Source organism: Micromonospora chalcea (assembly GCF_028768405.1).
In the GTDB taxonomy this organism is placed as follows: domain Bacteria; phylum Actinomycetota; class Actinomycetes; order Mycobacteriales; family Micromonosporaceae; genus Micromonospora; species Micromonospora chalcea.
Map to the genome: position 1 here is coordinate 4,217,313 of NZ_CP118233.1, position 15,241 is coordinate 4,232,553.

17 protein-coding genes are annotated in these 15,241 nt (G+C 72.6%); 9 read left to right on the top strand and 8 right to left on the bottom strand.

Features of this window, described 5'->3' with window-relative positions; translation table 11 throughout:
* Nucleotides 1–156 precede the first annotated feature (156 nt).
* The 6 genes from PVK74_RS18570 to PVK74_RS18595 all read left to right on the top strand — a co-directional run bounded on the left by PVK74_RS18570 (nucleotide 157) and on the right by PVK74_RS18595 (nucleotide 6,759).
* Complete coding sequence (locus PVK74_RS18570; protein WP_187694661.1) at nucleotides 157–1,464, top strand: ABC transporter substrate-binding protein; 1,308 nt, start codon at nucleotides 157–159, stop codon at nucleotides 1,462–1,464.
* Nucleotides 1,465–1,534: 70 nt separating this feature from the next.
* Nucleotides 1,535–2,524, top strand: a complete 990-nt coding sequence (locus PVK74_RS18575; RefSeq protein ID WP_064446692.1) for a carbohydrate ABC transporter permease — start codon at nucleotides 1,535–1,537, stop codon at nucleotides 2,522–2,524.
* Nucleotides 2,521–3,354: a carbohydrate ABC transporter permease gene (locus PVK74_RS18580; protein WP_030504579.1), complete on the top strand. Its 834-nt coding sequence runs from the start codon at nucleotides 2,521–2,523 to the stop codon at nucleotides 3,352–3,354. The genes PVK74_RS18575 and PVK74_RS18580 overlap by 4 nt, the downstream gene beginning before the upstream one ends.
* A complete protein-coding gene (locus tag PVK74_RS18585; RefSeq protein ID WP_274476890.1) occupies nucleotides 3,351–4,718 on the top strand; it encodes a GH1 family beta-glucosidase in 1,368 nt (455 codons plus the stop codon). The genes PVK74_RS18580 and PVK74_RS18585 overlap by 4 nt, the downstream gene beginning before the upstream one ends.
* A 19-nt stretch (nucleotides 4,719–4,737) precedes the next feature.
* On the top strand, nucleotides 4,738–5,745 hold the full coding sequence (locus tag PVK74_RS18590) for a LacI family DNA-binding transcriptional regulator (RefSeq protein WP_043328047.1): 1,008 nt from the start codon (nucleotides 4,738–4,740) through the stop codon (nucleotides 5,743–5,745).
* A 108-nt stretch (nucleotides 5,746–5,853) separates the two neighbouring features.
* Nucleotides 5,854–6,759: a GNAT family N-acetyltransferase gene (locus tag PVK74_RS18595; RefSeq protein ID WP_069087793.1), complete on the top strand. Its 906-nt coding sequence runs from the start codon at nucleotides 5,854–5,856 to the stop codon at nucleotides 6,757–6,759.
* Here the strand turns inward: PVK74_RS18595 and PVK74_RS18600 are convergent.
* Both PVK74_RS18600 and PVK74_RS18605 read right to left on the bottom strand, forming a co-directional pair.
* Complete coding sequence (locus PVK74_RS18600) at nucleotides 6,752–7,270, bottom strand: O-acetyl-ADP-ribose deacetylase (protein ID WP_069087794.1); 519 nt, start codon at nucleotides 7,268–7,270, stop codon at nucleotides 6,752–6,754. The two genes, PVK74_RS18595 and PVK74_RS18600, sit on opposite strands and share 8 nt — an antisense overlap.
* Nucleotide 7,271: 1 nt before the next feature.
* Nucleotides 7,272–8,063, bottom strand: coding sequence for an EI24 domain-containing protein (locus tag PVK74_RS18605; protein WP_274476892.1), 792 nt, complete (start codon nucleotides 8,061–8,063; stop codon nucleotides 7,272–7,274).
* Nucleotides 8,064–8,103: 40 nt separating this feature from the next.
* Between PVK74_RS18605 and PVK74_RS18610 the strand changes: the two genes are divergently transcribed.
* A complete protein-coding gene (locus tag PVK74_RS18610) occupies nucleotides 8,104–9,096 on the top strand; it encodes a helix-turn-helix transcriptional regulator (RefSeq protein WP_069087823.1) in 993 nt (330 codons plus the stop codon).
* Here PVK74_RS18610 and PVK74_RS18615 read toward each other — a convergent pair.
* Nucleotides 9,087–10,001 (bottom strand): SDR family oxidoreductase, encoded by a 915-nt coding sequence (locus PVK74_RS18615; protein ID WP_064446698.1) that lies wholly within the window; start codon nucleotides 9,999–10,001, stop codon nucleotides 9,087–9,089. The two genes, PVK74_RS18610 and PVK74_RS18615, sit on opposite strands and share 10 nt — an antisense overlap.
* Before the next feature lie 76 nt (nucleotides 10,002–10,077).
* Between PVK74_RS18615 and PVK74_RS18620 the strand changes: the two genes are divergently transcribed.
* A complete protein-coding gene (locus PVK74_RS18620; RefSeq protein WP_274476894.1) occupies nucleotides 10,078–10,749 on the top strand; it encodes a nucleotidyltransferase domain-containing protein in 672 nt (223 codons plus the stop codon).
* 5 nt (nucleotides 10,750–10,754) lie between these two features.
* On the opposite strand, the gene PVK74_RS18625 is transcribed toward PVK74_RS18620, so the two are convergent.
* The 5 genes from PVK74_RS18625 to PVK74_RS18645 form a co-directional block, all read right to left on the bottom strand.
* Nucleotides 10,755–11,492, bottom strand: a complete 738-nt coding sequence (locus PVK74_RS18625) for an alanyl-tRNA editing protein (protein WP_064446700.1) — start codon at nucleotides 11,490–11,492, stop codon at nucleotides 10,755–10,757.
* Nucleotides 11,493–11,503: 11 nt separating this feature from the next.
* Nucleotides 11,504–12,391: an alpha/beta fold hydrolase gene (locus PVK74_RS18630; RefSeq protein WP_043328034.1), complete on the bottom strand. Its 888-nt coding sequence runs from the start codon at nucleotides 12,389–12,391 to the stop codon at nucleotides 11,504–11,506.
* Nucleotides 12,388–12,702, bottom strand: coding sequence for a DUF2516 family protein (locus PVK74_RS18635; RefSeq protein WP_013288803.1), 315 nt, complete (start codon nucleotides 12,700–12,702; stop codon nucleotides 12,388–12,390). The genes PVK74_RS18630 and PVK74_RS18635 overlap by 4 nt, the downstream gene beginning before the upstream one ends.
* Before the next feature lie 71 nt (nucleotides 12,703–12,773).
* The gene (locus PVK74_RS18640) at nucleotides 12,774–13,580 is read right to left on the bottom strand and encodes a hypothetical protein (RefSeq protein ID WP_274476899.1); all 807 of its coding nucleotides are present in this window, start codon (nucleotides 13,578–13,580) and stop codon (nucleotides 12,774–12,776) included.
* Nucleotides 13,577–14,212, bottom strand: a complete 636-nt coding sequence (locus PVK74_RS18645) for a helix-turn-helix domain-containing protein (protein ID WP_064446702.1) — start codon at nucleotides 14,210–14,212, stop codon at nucleotides 13,577–13,579. Before PVK74_RS18645 ends, PVK74_RS18640 begins: the two co-directional genes overlap by 4 nt.
* A gap of 113 nt (nucleotides 14,213–14,325) precedes the next feature.
* Here PVK74_RS18645 and PVK74_RS18650 point away from each other — a divergent pair, with 113 nt between their 5' ends.
* Entirely contained in the window at nucleotides 14,326–15,123 is a 798-nt protein-coding gene (locus PVK74_RS18650) for an alpha/beta fold hydrolase (protein ID WP_274476901.1), read from the top strand.
* The last annotated feature ends 118 nt before the right edge of the window (nucleotides 15,124–15,241 follow it).

Below are 15,241 nucleotides of genomic sequence, written 5' to 3' on the forward strand. Positions count from 1 at the left end.
GGCGGCGGGCGCCCCTCTCCGTTTCTTTTCGGACAGCTCTGAGAGCGCTCTCTTGACAAGGTCCGTGACCCTCCACCACGCTGTCGTGAGAGCGCTCTCTAAGTTCCGGAACCGCCTTCCACCACCCGTTTCGACGACCCGAGAGGTCAGGACAGCATGCTCACCTTCACGCGCCGCCGCCTGGCGGCGGTTGCAGTGGTCGCCGCCACCGCGCTGCTCGGCACCACCGCCTGCGGCGGCGGCGACGATGCCGCCGCCGACGGGCCGATAACGCTCACCGTCGACGTCTTCGGCCAGTTCGGTTACGCCGATCTCTACCAGGAGTACATGGCCAGCCACCCCGGCGTGAAGATCGTCGAGCGCGGCACCGGCGGCAACCTCGACGAGTACTCCCCGAAGCTCACCCAGTGGCTCGCCGCGGGCAAGGGCGCCGGTGACGTGGTCGCCATCGAGGAGGGCCTGCTCGTCGAGTACAAGGCCAACCCGCAGAACTTCGTCAACCTGCTCGACCACGGCGCGGCCGACCTGAAGGGCAACTTCCTCGACTGGAAGTGGAACCAGGGACTCACCGCCGACGGCAAGCAGCTCATCGGCCTCGGCACTGATGTCGGCGGCATGGCGATGTGCTACCGCACCGACCTGTTCGCCAAGGCCGGCCTGCCCACCGACCGGGAGGCCGTGTCCAAGCTCTGGCCCACCTGGCAGGACTACATCAAGGTCGGCGAGCAGTTCACCGCGAAGAAGACGGGCGCGTCGTTCCTGGACGCCGCGACCAACACCTTCAACACGATCCTGCTCCAGACCGCCGGCAACAGCAGCGGCTACAGCTACTACGACACCAGCAACAACCTGGTCGTCGGCAGCAACCCGGCGGTGAAGCAGGCGTACGACACCACGATGGACATCATCGACTCGGGGCTGTCCGGCAAGTACGGCTCCTGGTCCGAGGAGTGGGTGTCGGCGTTCAAGCAGTCGAAGTTCGCCACCATCGCCTGCCCGGCCTGGATGACCGGCGTGATCGAGGGCAACGCGGGCGCGGCCGCCAAGGGCAAGTGGGACATCGCCCAGATCCCCGGCAACGGCGGCAACTGGGGCGGCTCGTTCCTCGCGGTGCCGAAGCAGAGCAAGCACCAGGCCGAGGCGATCGAGCTGGCCAAGTTCCTGACCAGCGCCAAGGGCCAGATCGGCGCGTTCAAGGCGAAGGGTCCCCTGCCCTCTTCGCCGCAGGCGCTGGAGGACCCGGCGATCCTCGACTCGAAGAACGCCTACTTCTCCGAGGCGCCGGTCGGGAAGATCTTCGCCGAGGGCGCCAAGAGCCTGAAGCCGGTCTACATGGGACCGAAGAACCAGGCCGTACGCACCGAGGTCGAGAACGCCGTCCGCAGCGTCGAGCTGGGCAAGCGCTCCCCGGAACAGGGCTGGACCGACGCGGTCGCCAACGCCGAGAAGGCCGCCGCCAAGTAACCCGAGCAGCGCGTGCGGGCGGCCACCCGGCCACGGGGGCCGCCCGCACGGCGGAAAGGAGTCCCGGGTCATGGCCGTCCAGCTCGACGCCCGCCCGCCGGTCGCACCGGCACCCCGCCCCACCCGTCCCGGCCTGGGCAACCGGCTCAGCCGACTCGACACGAAGTACTCGCCGTACCTGTTCATCGCCCCGTTCTTCCTGCTGTTCGGCGTCTTCGGGGCGTACCCGCTGGCGTACACGTTCTGGGTCTCGCTGCACGACTGGGACCTGCTCGGCGCCGAGCACCCGTACATCGGCTTCGACAACTACACCCAGCTGCTCGCCGACTCGGACTTCTGGCACTCGGTGGTCAACACGCTGGGCATCTTCGTGATCTCCACGGTCCCGCAGCTGCTCGCCGCGCTCTGGCTGGCCAACCTGCTCAACCGGCAGTTGCGCGCCCGTACCACCTGGCGGATGGCGGTGCTGATCCCGAACGTCACCTCGACCGCCGCCGTGGCGATCGTGTTCGCAGTCCTGTTCGGCCGCGAGTTCGGCATGATCAACTGGGTGCTCGACCACGTCGGGATCAGCGCGATCGACTGGAAGGCGAACCGGTTCGCCGCCTGGGTCGCCATCTCCACGATGGTCGACTGGCGCTGGACCGGCTACAACGCGCTGATCTTCCTGGCCGCCATGCAGGCCATCCCGCGCGACCTGTACGAGTCGGCGGCGATCGACGGCGCCGGCCGGGCCCGCCAGTTCTGGTCCATCACGGTGCCGCTGCTCAAGCCCACGATCATCTTCGCGGTCATCATCTCCACCATCGGCGGCCTTCAGCTCTTCACCGAGCCGCGGATGTTCAACTCCGGCACCAACGCGATCCGCGGCGGACCGCTGCGGGAGTCGCAGACGGTGACCATGTACATGTTCGAGAACGCCTTCGCGCCGCACTACAACTTCGGCTACGGGTCGGCGGTCGCCTGGCTGCTGTTCGCGCTGATCGCCGTGGTCGCGGCGATAAACGTCCTGCTCCTGCGCCGGCTCGGCGGCGGCTCCCGCAAGGAGGTCTCCCGATGACCCGCCTCTGGTCGGCAAGCCGGCTCACCTACCTGGCGCTGACGCTCTCGGCCGTCCTGTCGATCTTCCCGATCTACTGGATGTTCGTGGTGGCCAGCCGCACCAGCGACACGATGGGCCAGGTGCCGCCGCCGCTCACCCCCGGCGGCAACCTCGGCGCCAACATCGCCCGGCTGTTCGACAACACCGACGCGTACTTCCTGACCGGCCTGATCAACTCGGCGATCGTGGCCACCACCGTCACGATCTCGGTGGTGTTCTTCTCCACGCTGGCCGGGTTCGCGTTCGCCAAGCTGCGCTTCCGGGGGCGCAACGCGCTGCTGCTGGTCATCGTCGCCACCATGATGGTCCCGACGCAGCTCGGCGTGATCCCGCTCTACCTGCTCATGACGAAGCTGAACTGGAACGACCGGCTGCCCGCCGTGATCGTGCCGGCGCTGGTCACCGGCTTCGGCGTGTTCATGATGCGCCAGTACGCGGGCCAGGCGGTCAGCACCGAACTGATCGAGGCGGCCCGGATGGACGGCTGCAACACCGCCCGGATCTACTGGAACGTGGTGCTGCCCGCGCTGCGCCCGGCCGCCGCCGTGCTCGGCCTGCTCACGTTCATGACCACCTGGAACGACTTCCTGTGGCCGTACGCGGTGCTGAACGACCCGGAGAACCCGACGGTGCAGCTGTCGCTGCGGGCCCTCTCCGACGGGTACTACCAGGACATGTCGCAGGTGTTCACCGGCACGGCCATCGCCACGCTGCCGCTGCTGCTGGTGTTCATCGTCTTCGGCCGCCAGATCATCGGCGGCATCATGGAAGGTGCGGTCAAGGCATGAGCAACGTCCGATTCCCGGAGGGCTTCGTCTGGGGCGGGGCCACCGCCGCGTACCAGATCGAGGGCGCCGCCCGCGAGGACGGTCGCGGTCCGTCGATCTGGGACACCTTCAGCCGTACGCCGGGCGCGGTGTTCGCCGGCCACACCGGCGACGTGGCCTGCGACCACTACCACCGGTACGCCGAGGACGTCGCGCTGATGGCCGAGCTGGGGCTGCGGGCGTACCGGTTCTCGGTGTCCTGGCCCCGGGTGCGGCCGGACGGCACCGGCCCGGTCGAGCCGCGCGGGCTCGACTTCTACGACCGGCTGACCGACGCGCTGCTGGACGCCGGCCTCGACCCGATCGTCACGCTCTACCACTGGGACCTGCCGCAGGCGCTGGAGGACCGGGGTGGCTGGACCGTCCGGGAGACCGCCGAGCACTTCGCCGAGTACGCGCTCGCCGTGCACGGCCGCCTCGGCGACCGGGTCCGCACCTGGACCACGCTCAACGAGCCGTGGTGCTCGGCCTACCTCGGGTACGGCTCCGGGGTGCACGCGCCGGGGCGGCGGAACGCCGGTGACGCGTTCCGGGCCGTACACCATCTGCTGCTCGGCCACGGCCTGGCGGCGCGGGCGCTGCGCGCGGCCGGCGTGGAGACGCTGGGGATCACGCTCAACCTGGCCGACGTGCAGCCGGCGGACGCCGCGAGCGCCGCTGACGCCGAGGCGGTACGGCTGGTCGACGGCCTGCACAACCGGATCTTCCTGGACCCGCTCACCGGCGGCGGCTACCCGGCGGACGTGCTGGCCCACGTCGGCCGGATCGTCGCGCCGGACTTCATCAGGGACGGGGACGAGAAGCTGATCGCCTCGCCGCTGGACCTGCTCGGCCTGAACTACTACGCGCCCACCTACGTGGCCGGGCGGGCGGGCGGCGCGGGCGGCGACGCGTACCCGGGCACCGCCGGGACCGTCGAGTTCCTGCCGCCGGCCGGGCCGCTCACCGACATGGGCTGGTCGATCGAGCCGGCCGGGCTGACCCGGCTGCTGGAACGGGTGGCCGCCGACCACCCCGGGCTGCCCCTGATGATCACCGAGAACGGCGGGGCGTTTCCGGACACCGACCTCGACGAGCAGGGCGGGGTGGCGGACACCGACCGGGTCGCCTACCTCGACGGGCACCTGCGCGCCGCGCACGAAGCCATCGCCCGCGGCGTGGACCTGCGCGGTTATCTCGTATGGTCGGTGCTGGACAACTTCGAATGGGCCGAGGGTTACCGGAAGCGATTCGGGATCGTCCACGTCGACTACCTGACCCAGCGGCGCACACCAAAGCACAGCGCCCGCTGGTACCAGGAGGTGATCGCCCGGAACGGGCTGTGACGAGGTGGTGGTTACGGGGATGACGACGGCACAGCGACCGACCCTGGAGGCGGTGGCCCGGCTGGCCGGCGTGTCCCGGGCCACCGTCTCCCGGGTGGTGAACGGCTCGACCACTGTGGCCGAGCCGATCCGGCAGGCGGTACGCCGGGCGGTCGAGGAACTCGGGTACGTCCCGAACCTCGCCGCCCGCAGCCTGGTCACCCAGCGGACCGACTCGGTGGCGCTGGTGCTGCCCGAGGCGGCCACCCGGGTCTTCTCCGACGACCAGGTGTTCCCGGGCATCATCAGGGGCGCGGCGCAGGAGCTGGAGGCGGCGGACAAGCAGCTCGTGCTGATGCTCGCCGGCTCACCGGCCGGACACGAACGGGTCGAGCGGTACACCACCGGGCGGCACGTCGACGGGGTGCTGTTCGCCTCGCTGCACGGCGAGGACCCGCTGCCCGGCCGGCTGGCCCGCCTCGGCATCCCGGTGGTGTGCAGCGGACGGCCGCTCGACGGCGCCGACGTGCCGTACGTGGACGTCGACCACGAAGGCGGCGTGAGCACGGCGGTCCAGCACCTGATCGCGAGCGGACGCCGTCGGATCGCCACCATCGCCGGGCCGCAGGACATGGTCGCCGGAATCGAGCGGCTGATCGGCTACCGCAGCGCGATCACCGAGGCCGGGCTGCCGGAGCTGGTCGCGTACGGCGACTTCACCCGGGAGTCGGGCACCGCCGCGATGCGCGAGCTGCTCGCCGCCGACCCGGAACTGGACGCCGTCTTCGCCGCCTCCGACCTGATGGCGCACGCCGCCCTGCGGACGCTGCGGGAGGCCGGGCGGCGGGTGCCCGAGGACGTGGCGGTGATCGGGTTCGACGACATCGAGACGGCCGCGTACACCGAGCCGCCGCTGAGCACCGTGCGGCAGCCGATAGTGGAGCTGGGCCGGTCGATGACCCGGCAGTTGCTGCGCATCGCGGCGGGCGAGACGGTCGAGCAGGCGCTGGTGCTGCCCACCGAGCTGGTGCTGCGCGAGTCCGCGTAAGGAAGGGCCCCCTCTTAACGCCTCCGGTAGAGGAGGGGGCCCTTCTTAACAGCCCGCCCCGCGTTAACCGGTCGCGGCGCGGGTGGCGGCGGGTCTAGGGTCCGCCGGATGAACGCAGCCGAGATCCGTCCCGCCCGCCCCGACGACGCGCCCGCCGTGGTGGCGTTGCGCGCGCTCGTCTTCCCCTATCTGGTGCGCGGCGTCGAGTCGACCCGCCGCATGATCGCCGAACCGCCGCCCGGCGAGGACTGGGCGGCCTGGGTCGCCGAGACGGACGGCGAGGTCGTCGGCTGGGCGTCGGCGTACCGCAACACGCAGACCTCGACGCCCGGCGTGGGGATGATCTCCCTGCTGCACGTACACCCGGCGCATCGCCGCCACGGCACCGGCGCGGCGCTGTTCGACACCGCGCTCGGGCACCTGCTGACGCTCGGGTCCACCGAGGTGCTCACCTACGCGCATACCGAGTCGCTGCCGTTCGCGCAGCGGCACGGCTTCACGCCCAGCCGGGAGGTGCGCTACTCGGCGCTGGACCTGAGCACGCCCCCGCCGATGCCGCAGCCGCCGCCGGGCGTACGGCTGGTGTCCGCCGCCGGGCTCGACCCGCGTCTGGTGCACCGGGTCGACGCCGAGGCGTCCCGGGACGAGCCGGGGGACGTGCCGACGGACTCGCTCGGCTTCGACCTGTGGCGGTACGAGTGCTGGGACAACCCGGGGCTGGACCGGGAGGCGAGCACGCTCGCCGAGGTGGACGGGGAACTGGTCGCGCTGACCCTGGTCCAGCGGGACGGCGAGCGGATGTGGTCGGACTTCACCGGCACGCTGCCCGCGTACCGGGGGCGGGGGCTGGCCCGGCTGGCCAAGCAGGCCGCGCTTCACCGTGCGGCGGCGCGCGGGGCTCGCACCGCGTACACCTCGAACCACGAGGTGAACGCGCCGATGCTGGCGGTCAACGAGCGGCTCGGCTACCGGCCGGTGGACAGCCAGTGGTCGTGCCGGCGCACGCTCAGCTGAGCCCGGCGGCCACCCGCACCGCAGTGGCGTACGTATCGGCGCCGAACAGCACCAGCCGCGCCTCGGTGACGTGCTCCGGGGTGGCCGCGTGCAGCACGGTGAGCGCCTGCGCCACCGCGTCCTCGACCGGCCAGCCGTAGATCCCGGCGGAGATCAGCGGGAACGCGATCCGGGTGGCGCCCAGCCCGTCGGCGACCCGCAGGCTGTTGGCGTAGCAGTCGCGCAGCAGCGCCGAGCGGTCCTCGCCCGGCGAGAAGACCGGCCCGACCGTGTGCACCACCCAGCGGGCGGGCAGGTTGCCGGCGGTGGTGGCGACGGCCTGGCCGGTGGGCAGCCCGCGCCCGTACCGGGAGGCGCGCAGCGCCCGGCACTCCTCCAGGATCGCCGGTCCGCCGCGCCGGTGGATCGCGCCGTCCACTCCCCCGCCGCCGAGCAGCGACGAGTTGGCGGCGTTGACTATCGCGTCGACCTGCTGCGCGGTGATGTCCCCCTCGATCAGGACGGTGTCCATCTCAGCTCTCCTCGATGGGCTGGCCCAGCGACCGGCGGGCCAGCAGCGCGGCCCCGGCCACGGCGGCCGGCATGACCAGCACCGCGCCGAGCGGGATCAGGAAGCACAGGAAGACCGCCACCCCGAAGCCGAGCGCCGTCGGGCGGTCGGCGCGCAGCCGTGCCCGCCGGTCCGGCAGCCGCATCCCGCGCCGGTAGAACGGCGCGCCGACCAGCTCCAGCGCCAGGAACCAGCCACCCACCAGGGCGCCGACCACCGGGACCACCGTCTGTCCCACCACCGGGATGAAACCGGCGGCGAACAGGGGTACGCCGATCAGCGCGGACAGCGCCACCAGGCGCAGCGAGTCGGCGAGGCTGCGTCGCAGCGAGGACCAGAACGGCACGTCCACGGCGCCGGGGGTGCCGCCGAGGCGGTCCTCGACCCGCTCCGAGATCGCCTCGTAGAACGGGTCGCCGATGACGAGCGTGACGGCGGTGAACGTGAGCACCCCGACCAGCCCGGCGACCCCGACCACCGCCAGCCCGGCGGCGACCCGCAGCAGATTGCGCCAGGGCGACGACCAGTCGTCGGCGAACGGGGTGAGCCAGCCCGCCAGGTCGTCCACGAAGTAGAGCAGCGTGGCGAACAGGGCCACGTAGAGCGCGCCGGTGATCAGCGCCGGGATCACGCCGAGCAGCATCAGCTTCGGGCTGCGGACGTACATGCCGAAGCCGCGCAGCAGCAGCCCGGCGCCGCCGAGGAAGCGGGTGGCCGCGCCGGTGACCGGCGCGATCGTACGGGAGGCGTTCACGACGGCACAGCCTAATCTGCCGGTGCACCACAATGGGCCGGTGCGTGCGTCCCGGCTGATCTCGCTTGTGCTGCTGCTCCAGTCGCGGGAGACGATGACCGCTGCCGAGCTGGCCCGCGAGCTGGAGGTGTCCGAGCGGACCGTCTACCGGGACGTGCTGGCGCTCTCCGCCGCCGGTGTCCCGGTGTACGCGGACCGGGGCCGGGCCGGCGGCTACCGGCTGCTGGGCGGCTACCGGACCCGGCTGACCGGGTTGAGCCGGGACGAGGCCGAGGCGCTGTTCCTGGCCGGGCTGCCCGGACCGGCAGGGGACATGGGACTGGCCGACTCGGTGGCCGCCGCCGAGCTGAAGGTGCTCGCCGCGCTGCCGCCGAGCCTGCGGGACGCGCCCGCCCGTACCGGGCAGCGGTTCCACCTGGACGTCCCCGGCTGGTTCCGGGAGACCGCGCCGCCGCCCGCCCTCGCCGAGCTGGCCCGGGCGGTCTGGCGGGACCTGATGGTGGAGCTGCGCTACCGGCGCGGGGACCGCGAGGTGACCCGCACGCTGGCGCCGTACGGGCTGGTGCTGAAGAACGGGGTCTGGTACCTGGTCGGCCGGGTCGGTGACGGCTGGCGGACGTACCGGGTGGACCGGGTTGTCTCGGCCGAGGTGAGCGCCGACGGCTTCGACCGGGACGAGGACTTCGACCTCGGGGCGTACTGGCGGGAGCAGGCCGGCGCGTTCCTGCGCGAGCTGTTACGCGAGCGGGTCACGGTGCGGCTCGGCCCGGCCGGGTTGCGGGCGCTGCGGCACCTGGTGGACGCGCCGTTCGTCTACACCGAGGCGGTCGACGCGGCCGGGCCGCCGGACGAGCAGGGCCGGCTGGTGCTGCGGCTGCCGGTCGAGTCGGTCGATGTGGCGTACACCCAGTTGCTGGCGCTCGGCCCGGAGGTGGAGGTGCTGGCGCCGCCGCGGTTGCGGGCGCGCTTCGCCGAGGCGGCCCGCCGCGCGGCGGCGCTCTACACCGATCCGCCGGCCGACGGTCAGCGGTAGCCGTCCGGGTCGGCCGGCTTACCCGGCTTGACCACCTCCTCGTAGTAGCGGGCCCAGTGCGGGCGGCTGCCGTCGACGTCGGTGAAGCCGTACACCTGGGCCAGACCGCCGCTGTCCAGCGACTTGCCGTTCCAGCGGGCCCGGTCCGGGTCGGCGGCCAGGGCCGCGACCGCGCGCCCGACGAACGCCGGCGTCTCCGACATGACGAAGTGGGGCTCGGTCTTCGCGCCGTCACGCCAGTTCGCCTCGGTGACGCCGTAGTGTTCGAGCATCGCCTCCGAGCGCAGCCAGCCCGGCGTGAGCGCGACGGCGGTGCAGCCGTGCGGGGCCAGCTCGTGCGCCTGGCTGAAGCCGAGCCGGTTCACCGACACCTTCGCCAGGTCGTAGAAGACCGACAGGCGGTACTCGCTGTCGTTGTGCTCCTTGGTGCCGTCGCCGACCTCGACGACCAGGCCGCCCGGGTTGCGGATCAGCAGCGGCAGCGCGAAGTGGCTGGTGATGATGTGCGTGTCGACAGCCAGCCGCAGCGTACGGAAACCGGCGTCGAGCGGCTGCTCCCAGACTGGCTTCTCCCAGGTGATCAGCGGGTCGGCGCCCCAGACGTCGTTCACCAGCACGTCGAGGCGGCCCTGCTCGGCGTCGATCCGCTCGACCAGGGCGCGTACCTGCTCGGGGTCGAGGTGGTCGACAGCGACGGCGATTCCGGTGCCCCCGGCGGCGGTGACCAGCTCGGCGGTCTCCTCGATGGTCTCCGGCCGGTCCATCTCGGAGCGGCGCTCGCGGGTGGTGCGGCCGGTGGCGTAGACGGTGGCCCCGGCGGCGCCGAGCTGCACGGCGATCTGCCGGCCGGCGCCCCGGGTAGCGCCCGCGACGAGCGCGACAGTTCCGGTCAGTGGTGAGTTCATGGGATCACCGTGTCAGCGATACCTGACAACGGAAGTCCGGTTTCCCGAACGAACCGGATGGGCGATCATCACCGGTATGCACCTGCTGCTGTCCGGGATCGTCGGCTCGGTCGCGTACGGGCTGTCCGGACCCGGCTCGGACACCGACCGGCTCGGCGTGTTCGCCGCGCCCACAGTCGCGTTCCACGGCCTGCGCCCGCCCCGCGAGTCGGTGGTCACCACCGACCCGGATGTCACGCTGCACGAGGCCCGCAAGTACGCGCTGCTGGCGCTGAGCGGCAACCCCACCGCCACCGAGCTGATGTGGCTGCCCGACGACTGCTACGAGACCCGTACCGGGTTCGGTGAGGAGCTGATCGCGATCCGGTCGGCGTTCCTCAGCGCGCCGCGCGTCCGTGACGCCTACCTCGGGTACGCCGCGCAGCAGTTCCGCAAACTCGCCGGCCGGCCCGCCGACGCCGGTGGGCGGCGGCGCTCGGCGAAGCACGCCCGGCACCTGGCCCGGCTGCTGCACCAGGGCCGGGTGCTGTACGCGACAGGCGTACTGGAGATCCGCCTCGCCGACCCGGAGTGGTTCCGCGCGTTCGCCGAACGGGTTTCCGGCGGCGCGCTGGAGGAGGCGCAGGCACTGGTGGCGGACGCCGAGGCGGAGTTCGACCGGATCCGCTCACCGCTGCCGGAGCGCCCGGACGAGGAGACGGTGGAACGCTGGCTGCTCGCCGTCCGGGCGGCGTACCTGCCGCGCTGAGCGGGTCAGTCCGCCAGGCGTACGCGTACCCGGCGGTTGGCCCGGCCCTTGCTCTCCACCTTGACCACCTGGACCTTGCCGATCTGGGCGGTGGAGGCGACGTGCGTGCCGCCGTCGGCCTGCACGTCCAGCCCGACGATGTCGACGATCCGCACCTCCTGCTCCTCCGGCGGGATCAGGTTCGACTGGGTACGGATGATGTCCGGCAGCGCGAGCGCCTCGGCGCGCGGCAGCACCCGCACCGCCACCGACCGGTCGGCGGCCACCTCGGCGTTCACCAGCTCCTCGATGCGGGCCTTGAAGTCCGGCGGCACCTCGGGCAGGTTGAAGTCCATCCTCGCCTCGCCCGGCTCCATGTTGCCGCCGGTGACGAGCGCGCCGAAGTCACGGAACACCACGCCGCAGAGCACGTGCAGCCCGGAGTGGGTACGCATCAGCATGGTCCGGCGGGCGTCCTCCACCGCGCCGACCACCTCGGTGCCGACCGGCGGCACCGGGTCGCCCTCGGCCGGGATCAGCCACAGGTCGTCGCCCTTGCGGGTGCCGACGATCCGGGTCTGTACGCCCTGCCAGAGCAGCACCCCGTGATCCGGCGGCTGCCCGCCCCCGCCCGGGTAGAACGCGGACCGGTCCAGCACGATGCCCTGCTCGGGATCGGCCGCCAGCACCCGGCAGGTCCACTCGCGCAGGGTCGGGTCGGCGAGGTCGAGCCGGTGCGTACGGCCGTGGTGTGTGACGCCCATGGACGGCGACGTTACCCGTTCAGGAACTCCGAGACGCGCCCCCGCAGGTCGGCGCGTTCGGTCCAGAGCACGCCGGGCCGGTCGTACACGTGCAGTGTGGCGTTCGGGAGCGCGGCGGCGAGCCGTTCGGCGACGGCGACCGGGTGCAGGTCGTCGTCGGCGGCGGCGATGACCAGCGCCGGCGCGGTGACCGCGGCGAGCGACCCGGCGTCGTCGAGCGGGGCCTGGGCTGGCAGGTCGGCCAGCCCCGGCGCGAGCCCGTCGCGCAACAACTGGTCGAGCCGCTGCCGCAGGTAGGCCCAGCCGGCCGGGGTGTTGCGCACCGACGGCGGCAACTCCAGCGACACCACGTCGGCCAGCGCCGAGGCGTCGCCCTCGGCCACCGCGTCGAGCAGGCCGGTGAGCCGGGCGCGGGCCACCTCGCCGCGCGGTGTGTCCAGCACGGCGGGCAGGAAGAAGACGAGTCTCTCGAAGCGTTCCGGGCTCTCCGCGAGCAGCCGGCAGAGCGCGCCCGCGCCGAGGCTCGCGCCGAACGCCCGGGTCGCGCCGCTCAGGTCCGCCATCGCGCGCAGGTCACGGGCGAGGTCCAGGTAGGTCCACGGGCCGGGCGGGGAGTCGGAGCGGCCGTGCCCGCGGAACTGGAAGAAGACGCGCCGCCCGGCGACGCCGCTGCCGAACGGGCGGGTGGTGGCGATGCCACTGCCCAGCCCGTGCGCGAACACGGTGACTGGGTCACCCGTGCCGGTGACCAGCCGTTCCAGGCTCACCCCGTGCGGGGTGGCGACCAGCTCCGTCTCCGGCTCGGGCAGCGCGGGACGCCCGGTCCGGGGCGCGCCGGGGCCGGGCCCCCAGGTGCGGGGACCGCCGTCCGGCGGCGGAGGCCAGCGGAAACCTCTCACCAGGACCCTCGGCCGTCGTGCAGGTCCCGCAGGCCGGGCCGCACGTCGAGCAGGTAGATCAGACCGGCGGCGATGCCGATCAGTCCGAACAGGCTGATCGGGCCGAAGCCGAGCAGGGTCAGCAGCAGGCAGACCGCCAGGATGGCGACCCAGCCGCCCTTCGGCAGCGTGCCGAGCGCGGCGAAACCGTCGCCGCGCTGGGTGACCGCGTGCACCAGCGCCACTCCCTGTACGACCAGGGCGAAGACGAGCAGGATCAGCTGGATCACGTCTTGGACTGCGAACGCGAAGATCGGCGCGGCGATGGCCATGGGGGCAAGCTTATGCCGAGACCCCGGAAACGTCCGACAAGACGTTGTCCGGGGTCCGGTGGAGCATCAGGTCACTCGGCGGCCGGGCGGGTCCGCTTCGTGGCCTTCGGCAGCTTCGCCGACGGGGTGGCCGGCTTGGTGGCCTTGGTGGCGGTCGTCTTGGCGACGGCCTTGGTGGCGGTCGCCTTGGTGGCGCGGGTGCGCTTCACCGCGGCCGGCTTGGCGGCCACCGCCTCGGCCACCTCGGCCGGGCTGGGCACATCGGTCGTCGCGGCGGCGGTGTCCGGCTTCGCGGCCATCTCGGCCTTCGTCGCGACCGCGGCCTTCGGGGTGACCTCGGCCTTCGGGGCCACGTCGGTGCCGGTGGCCTCGGTGGCCTGGATGTCGGCGTTCACCGTGTCGGCGGCCTCCAGCACGCCGGCGCCGACGACACGCTCACCACGGGCGACCAGTTCGGCGTACGCGGCCAGCGCGCGCTCCTGCGCGGCGTGCGCGCCGGCCACCACGACGGCGGCGTTGCGGGTGGCGGCCTCGCGGAGCTTGTCCAGGTTGGCGGCCTCGCGCAGCTTCTCCAGGTTCGCCGCCTCGCGCAGCTTCTCCAGGTTGGCGGCCTCGCGGAGCTGGTCGAGGTCGGTGGCGACGGCGCGCTCGCGCAGCCCGGTCGCGGTCTGGTTGGCGGTCTTCAGCGTCTCGGTGGCCTTCTGGCGCAGCTCGAAACCGGTGACGACGGCCTTGCCGCCGAGGTCGGTCACGACCCGGGTGCCGAGGCCGCTGACCACGGTGGGCAGCTTGCGCAGCTGCTCCAGGGCCAGCTCACCGGCGCCGGCGGCGGCGTAGAGGGGTGCGGGGATGCGGTTGGTCTTCGGCTGGGTGGTCATGACTGCTCCTCTTCGGCCGCACCGGCGGCCTTCCGGGCCGCCCGGCGGGCGGCCGCTTGCTCAGGGGCGGCGGTGGTCGGGGCGGGCGCGGTGGTCGGGGCGGGCGCGGCACCCGCTTCGGTGACGGCCACCGATTCGAGGACCGCCTCGGTCGGCGTGCCCTCCGGCGTGACCGGACCGGTAGCGGCCGCCGCCACTGTCGCCGGGGCCTCCGGCGCGGTGGCCGGCTCGGTCGCGGCGGCCTTCTCGGCCGTCTCCGCCGCCCCGGCGGCCTCGGTCGCCTCGGCCAGGCGGGCGTTCTCGCGCCGGAACGTCTCGTAGATCTGGGTGAGCGACTGCTTCTGGGCCATGGTCAGCTCGGGGTCGACGGCGATCGCCGCGAGCACGCCCTGCCCCTCCTTGTCGTCCAGCAGCCCGGCCCGCAGGTACATCGCCGGGGTGGAGACGCGCAGCGCGCTCGCGAGCTGCTGGAGCACCTCGGCGCTCGGCTTGCGCAGCCCTCGCTCGATCTGGCTCAGGTAGGGATTGCTGACACCCGCCTGCTCGGCGAGCTGGCGCAGTGAGATCTTCGCGTTGCGCCGCAGGTCGCGAATGAACCCGCCGACATCGGGAAGGTCCTTGCTGGTGGCCATGACTCAACGCTAGCTCGGTCCGCTAACTGCTGCAAGCAAAACGCTAGCCAGAGTTAGCAGGGTCACCGATGGCGGGTTGCGGAGCCCATGTCCGTTCCGTACGGTTCTCCCCCGTGACCAAGATCGATATCAACGGTGCCCAGCTCGCGTACGACGAGAGCGGCACCGGCACCGCCGTGGTGCTGCTGCACGCCGGCATCGCCGACCGGCGGATGTGGCGCGGGCAGATCCCGGCACTCGCCCAGCGGCATCGGGTGATCGCGCTGGACCTGCGCGGCTACGGCGAGTCGGAATTGCCGCCCGCGCCGTTCGCCCACCACGACGACGTGATCGGGCTGCTCGACGCGCTGGGCATCGAGCAGGCCGCGCTCGTCGGCTGCTCGTTCGGCGGCCGCGTCGCGGTGGACACCGCGCTCGCCCACCCGCAGCGGGTCTCGGCGCTGGCGCTCTTCGGCGCGCCCGTCTCCGGCAACGAGTGGTCCGAGGAGACCGAGCAGCTCTGGGAGGACCTGGTCGGCGACGTGGACCCGGAGGACTTCGCCGCCACCGCCGCCGGGGAGGTGCGGTTCTGGGTGGTCGGCCCGACCCGCCGCCCGGAGGACGTCGACCCGGAGCTGATCCGGTTCGCCGAGGAGATGGACCGCCGGGCGCTCGCCGCCGAGCAGGCGCTGAGCGCGGTCGACGTCGACGAGCTGGACCCGCCGGCGATCGACCGGCTGGGCGAGCTGCGCGTACCGGTGCTGGTCGGCACGGGCGCCGACGACCTGGCCGACATCCGCCGCCTGGCCGACCGCATCGCCGACGAGGCCCCCCAGGGCGTACGCATGCCGGACGTCCCCGACGCGGCCCACCTGCTCCCCCTGGAGCGCCCCACCGAAACCAACACCGCCCTCCTCCCCTTCCTCCCCTGACCGCCCCCTCCCTCCCTCCCTTCGCCGCGTTGATCTTGCACTTGTGGCCCTCGGTGCGCCTGGAATGCGCGTTTCGCCTGGGCAGCAAGTGCAAGATCGACGGGGATGGAGGGCGGGG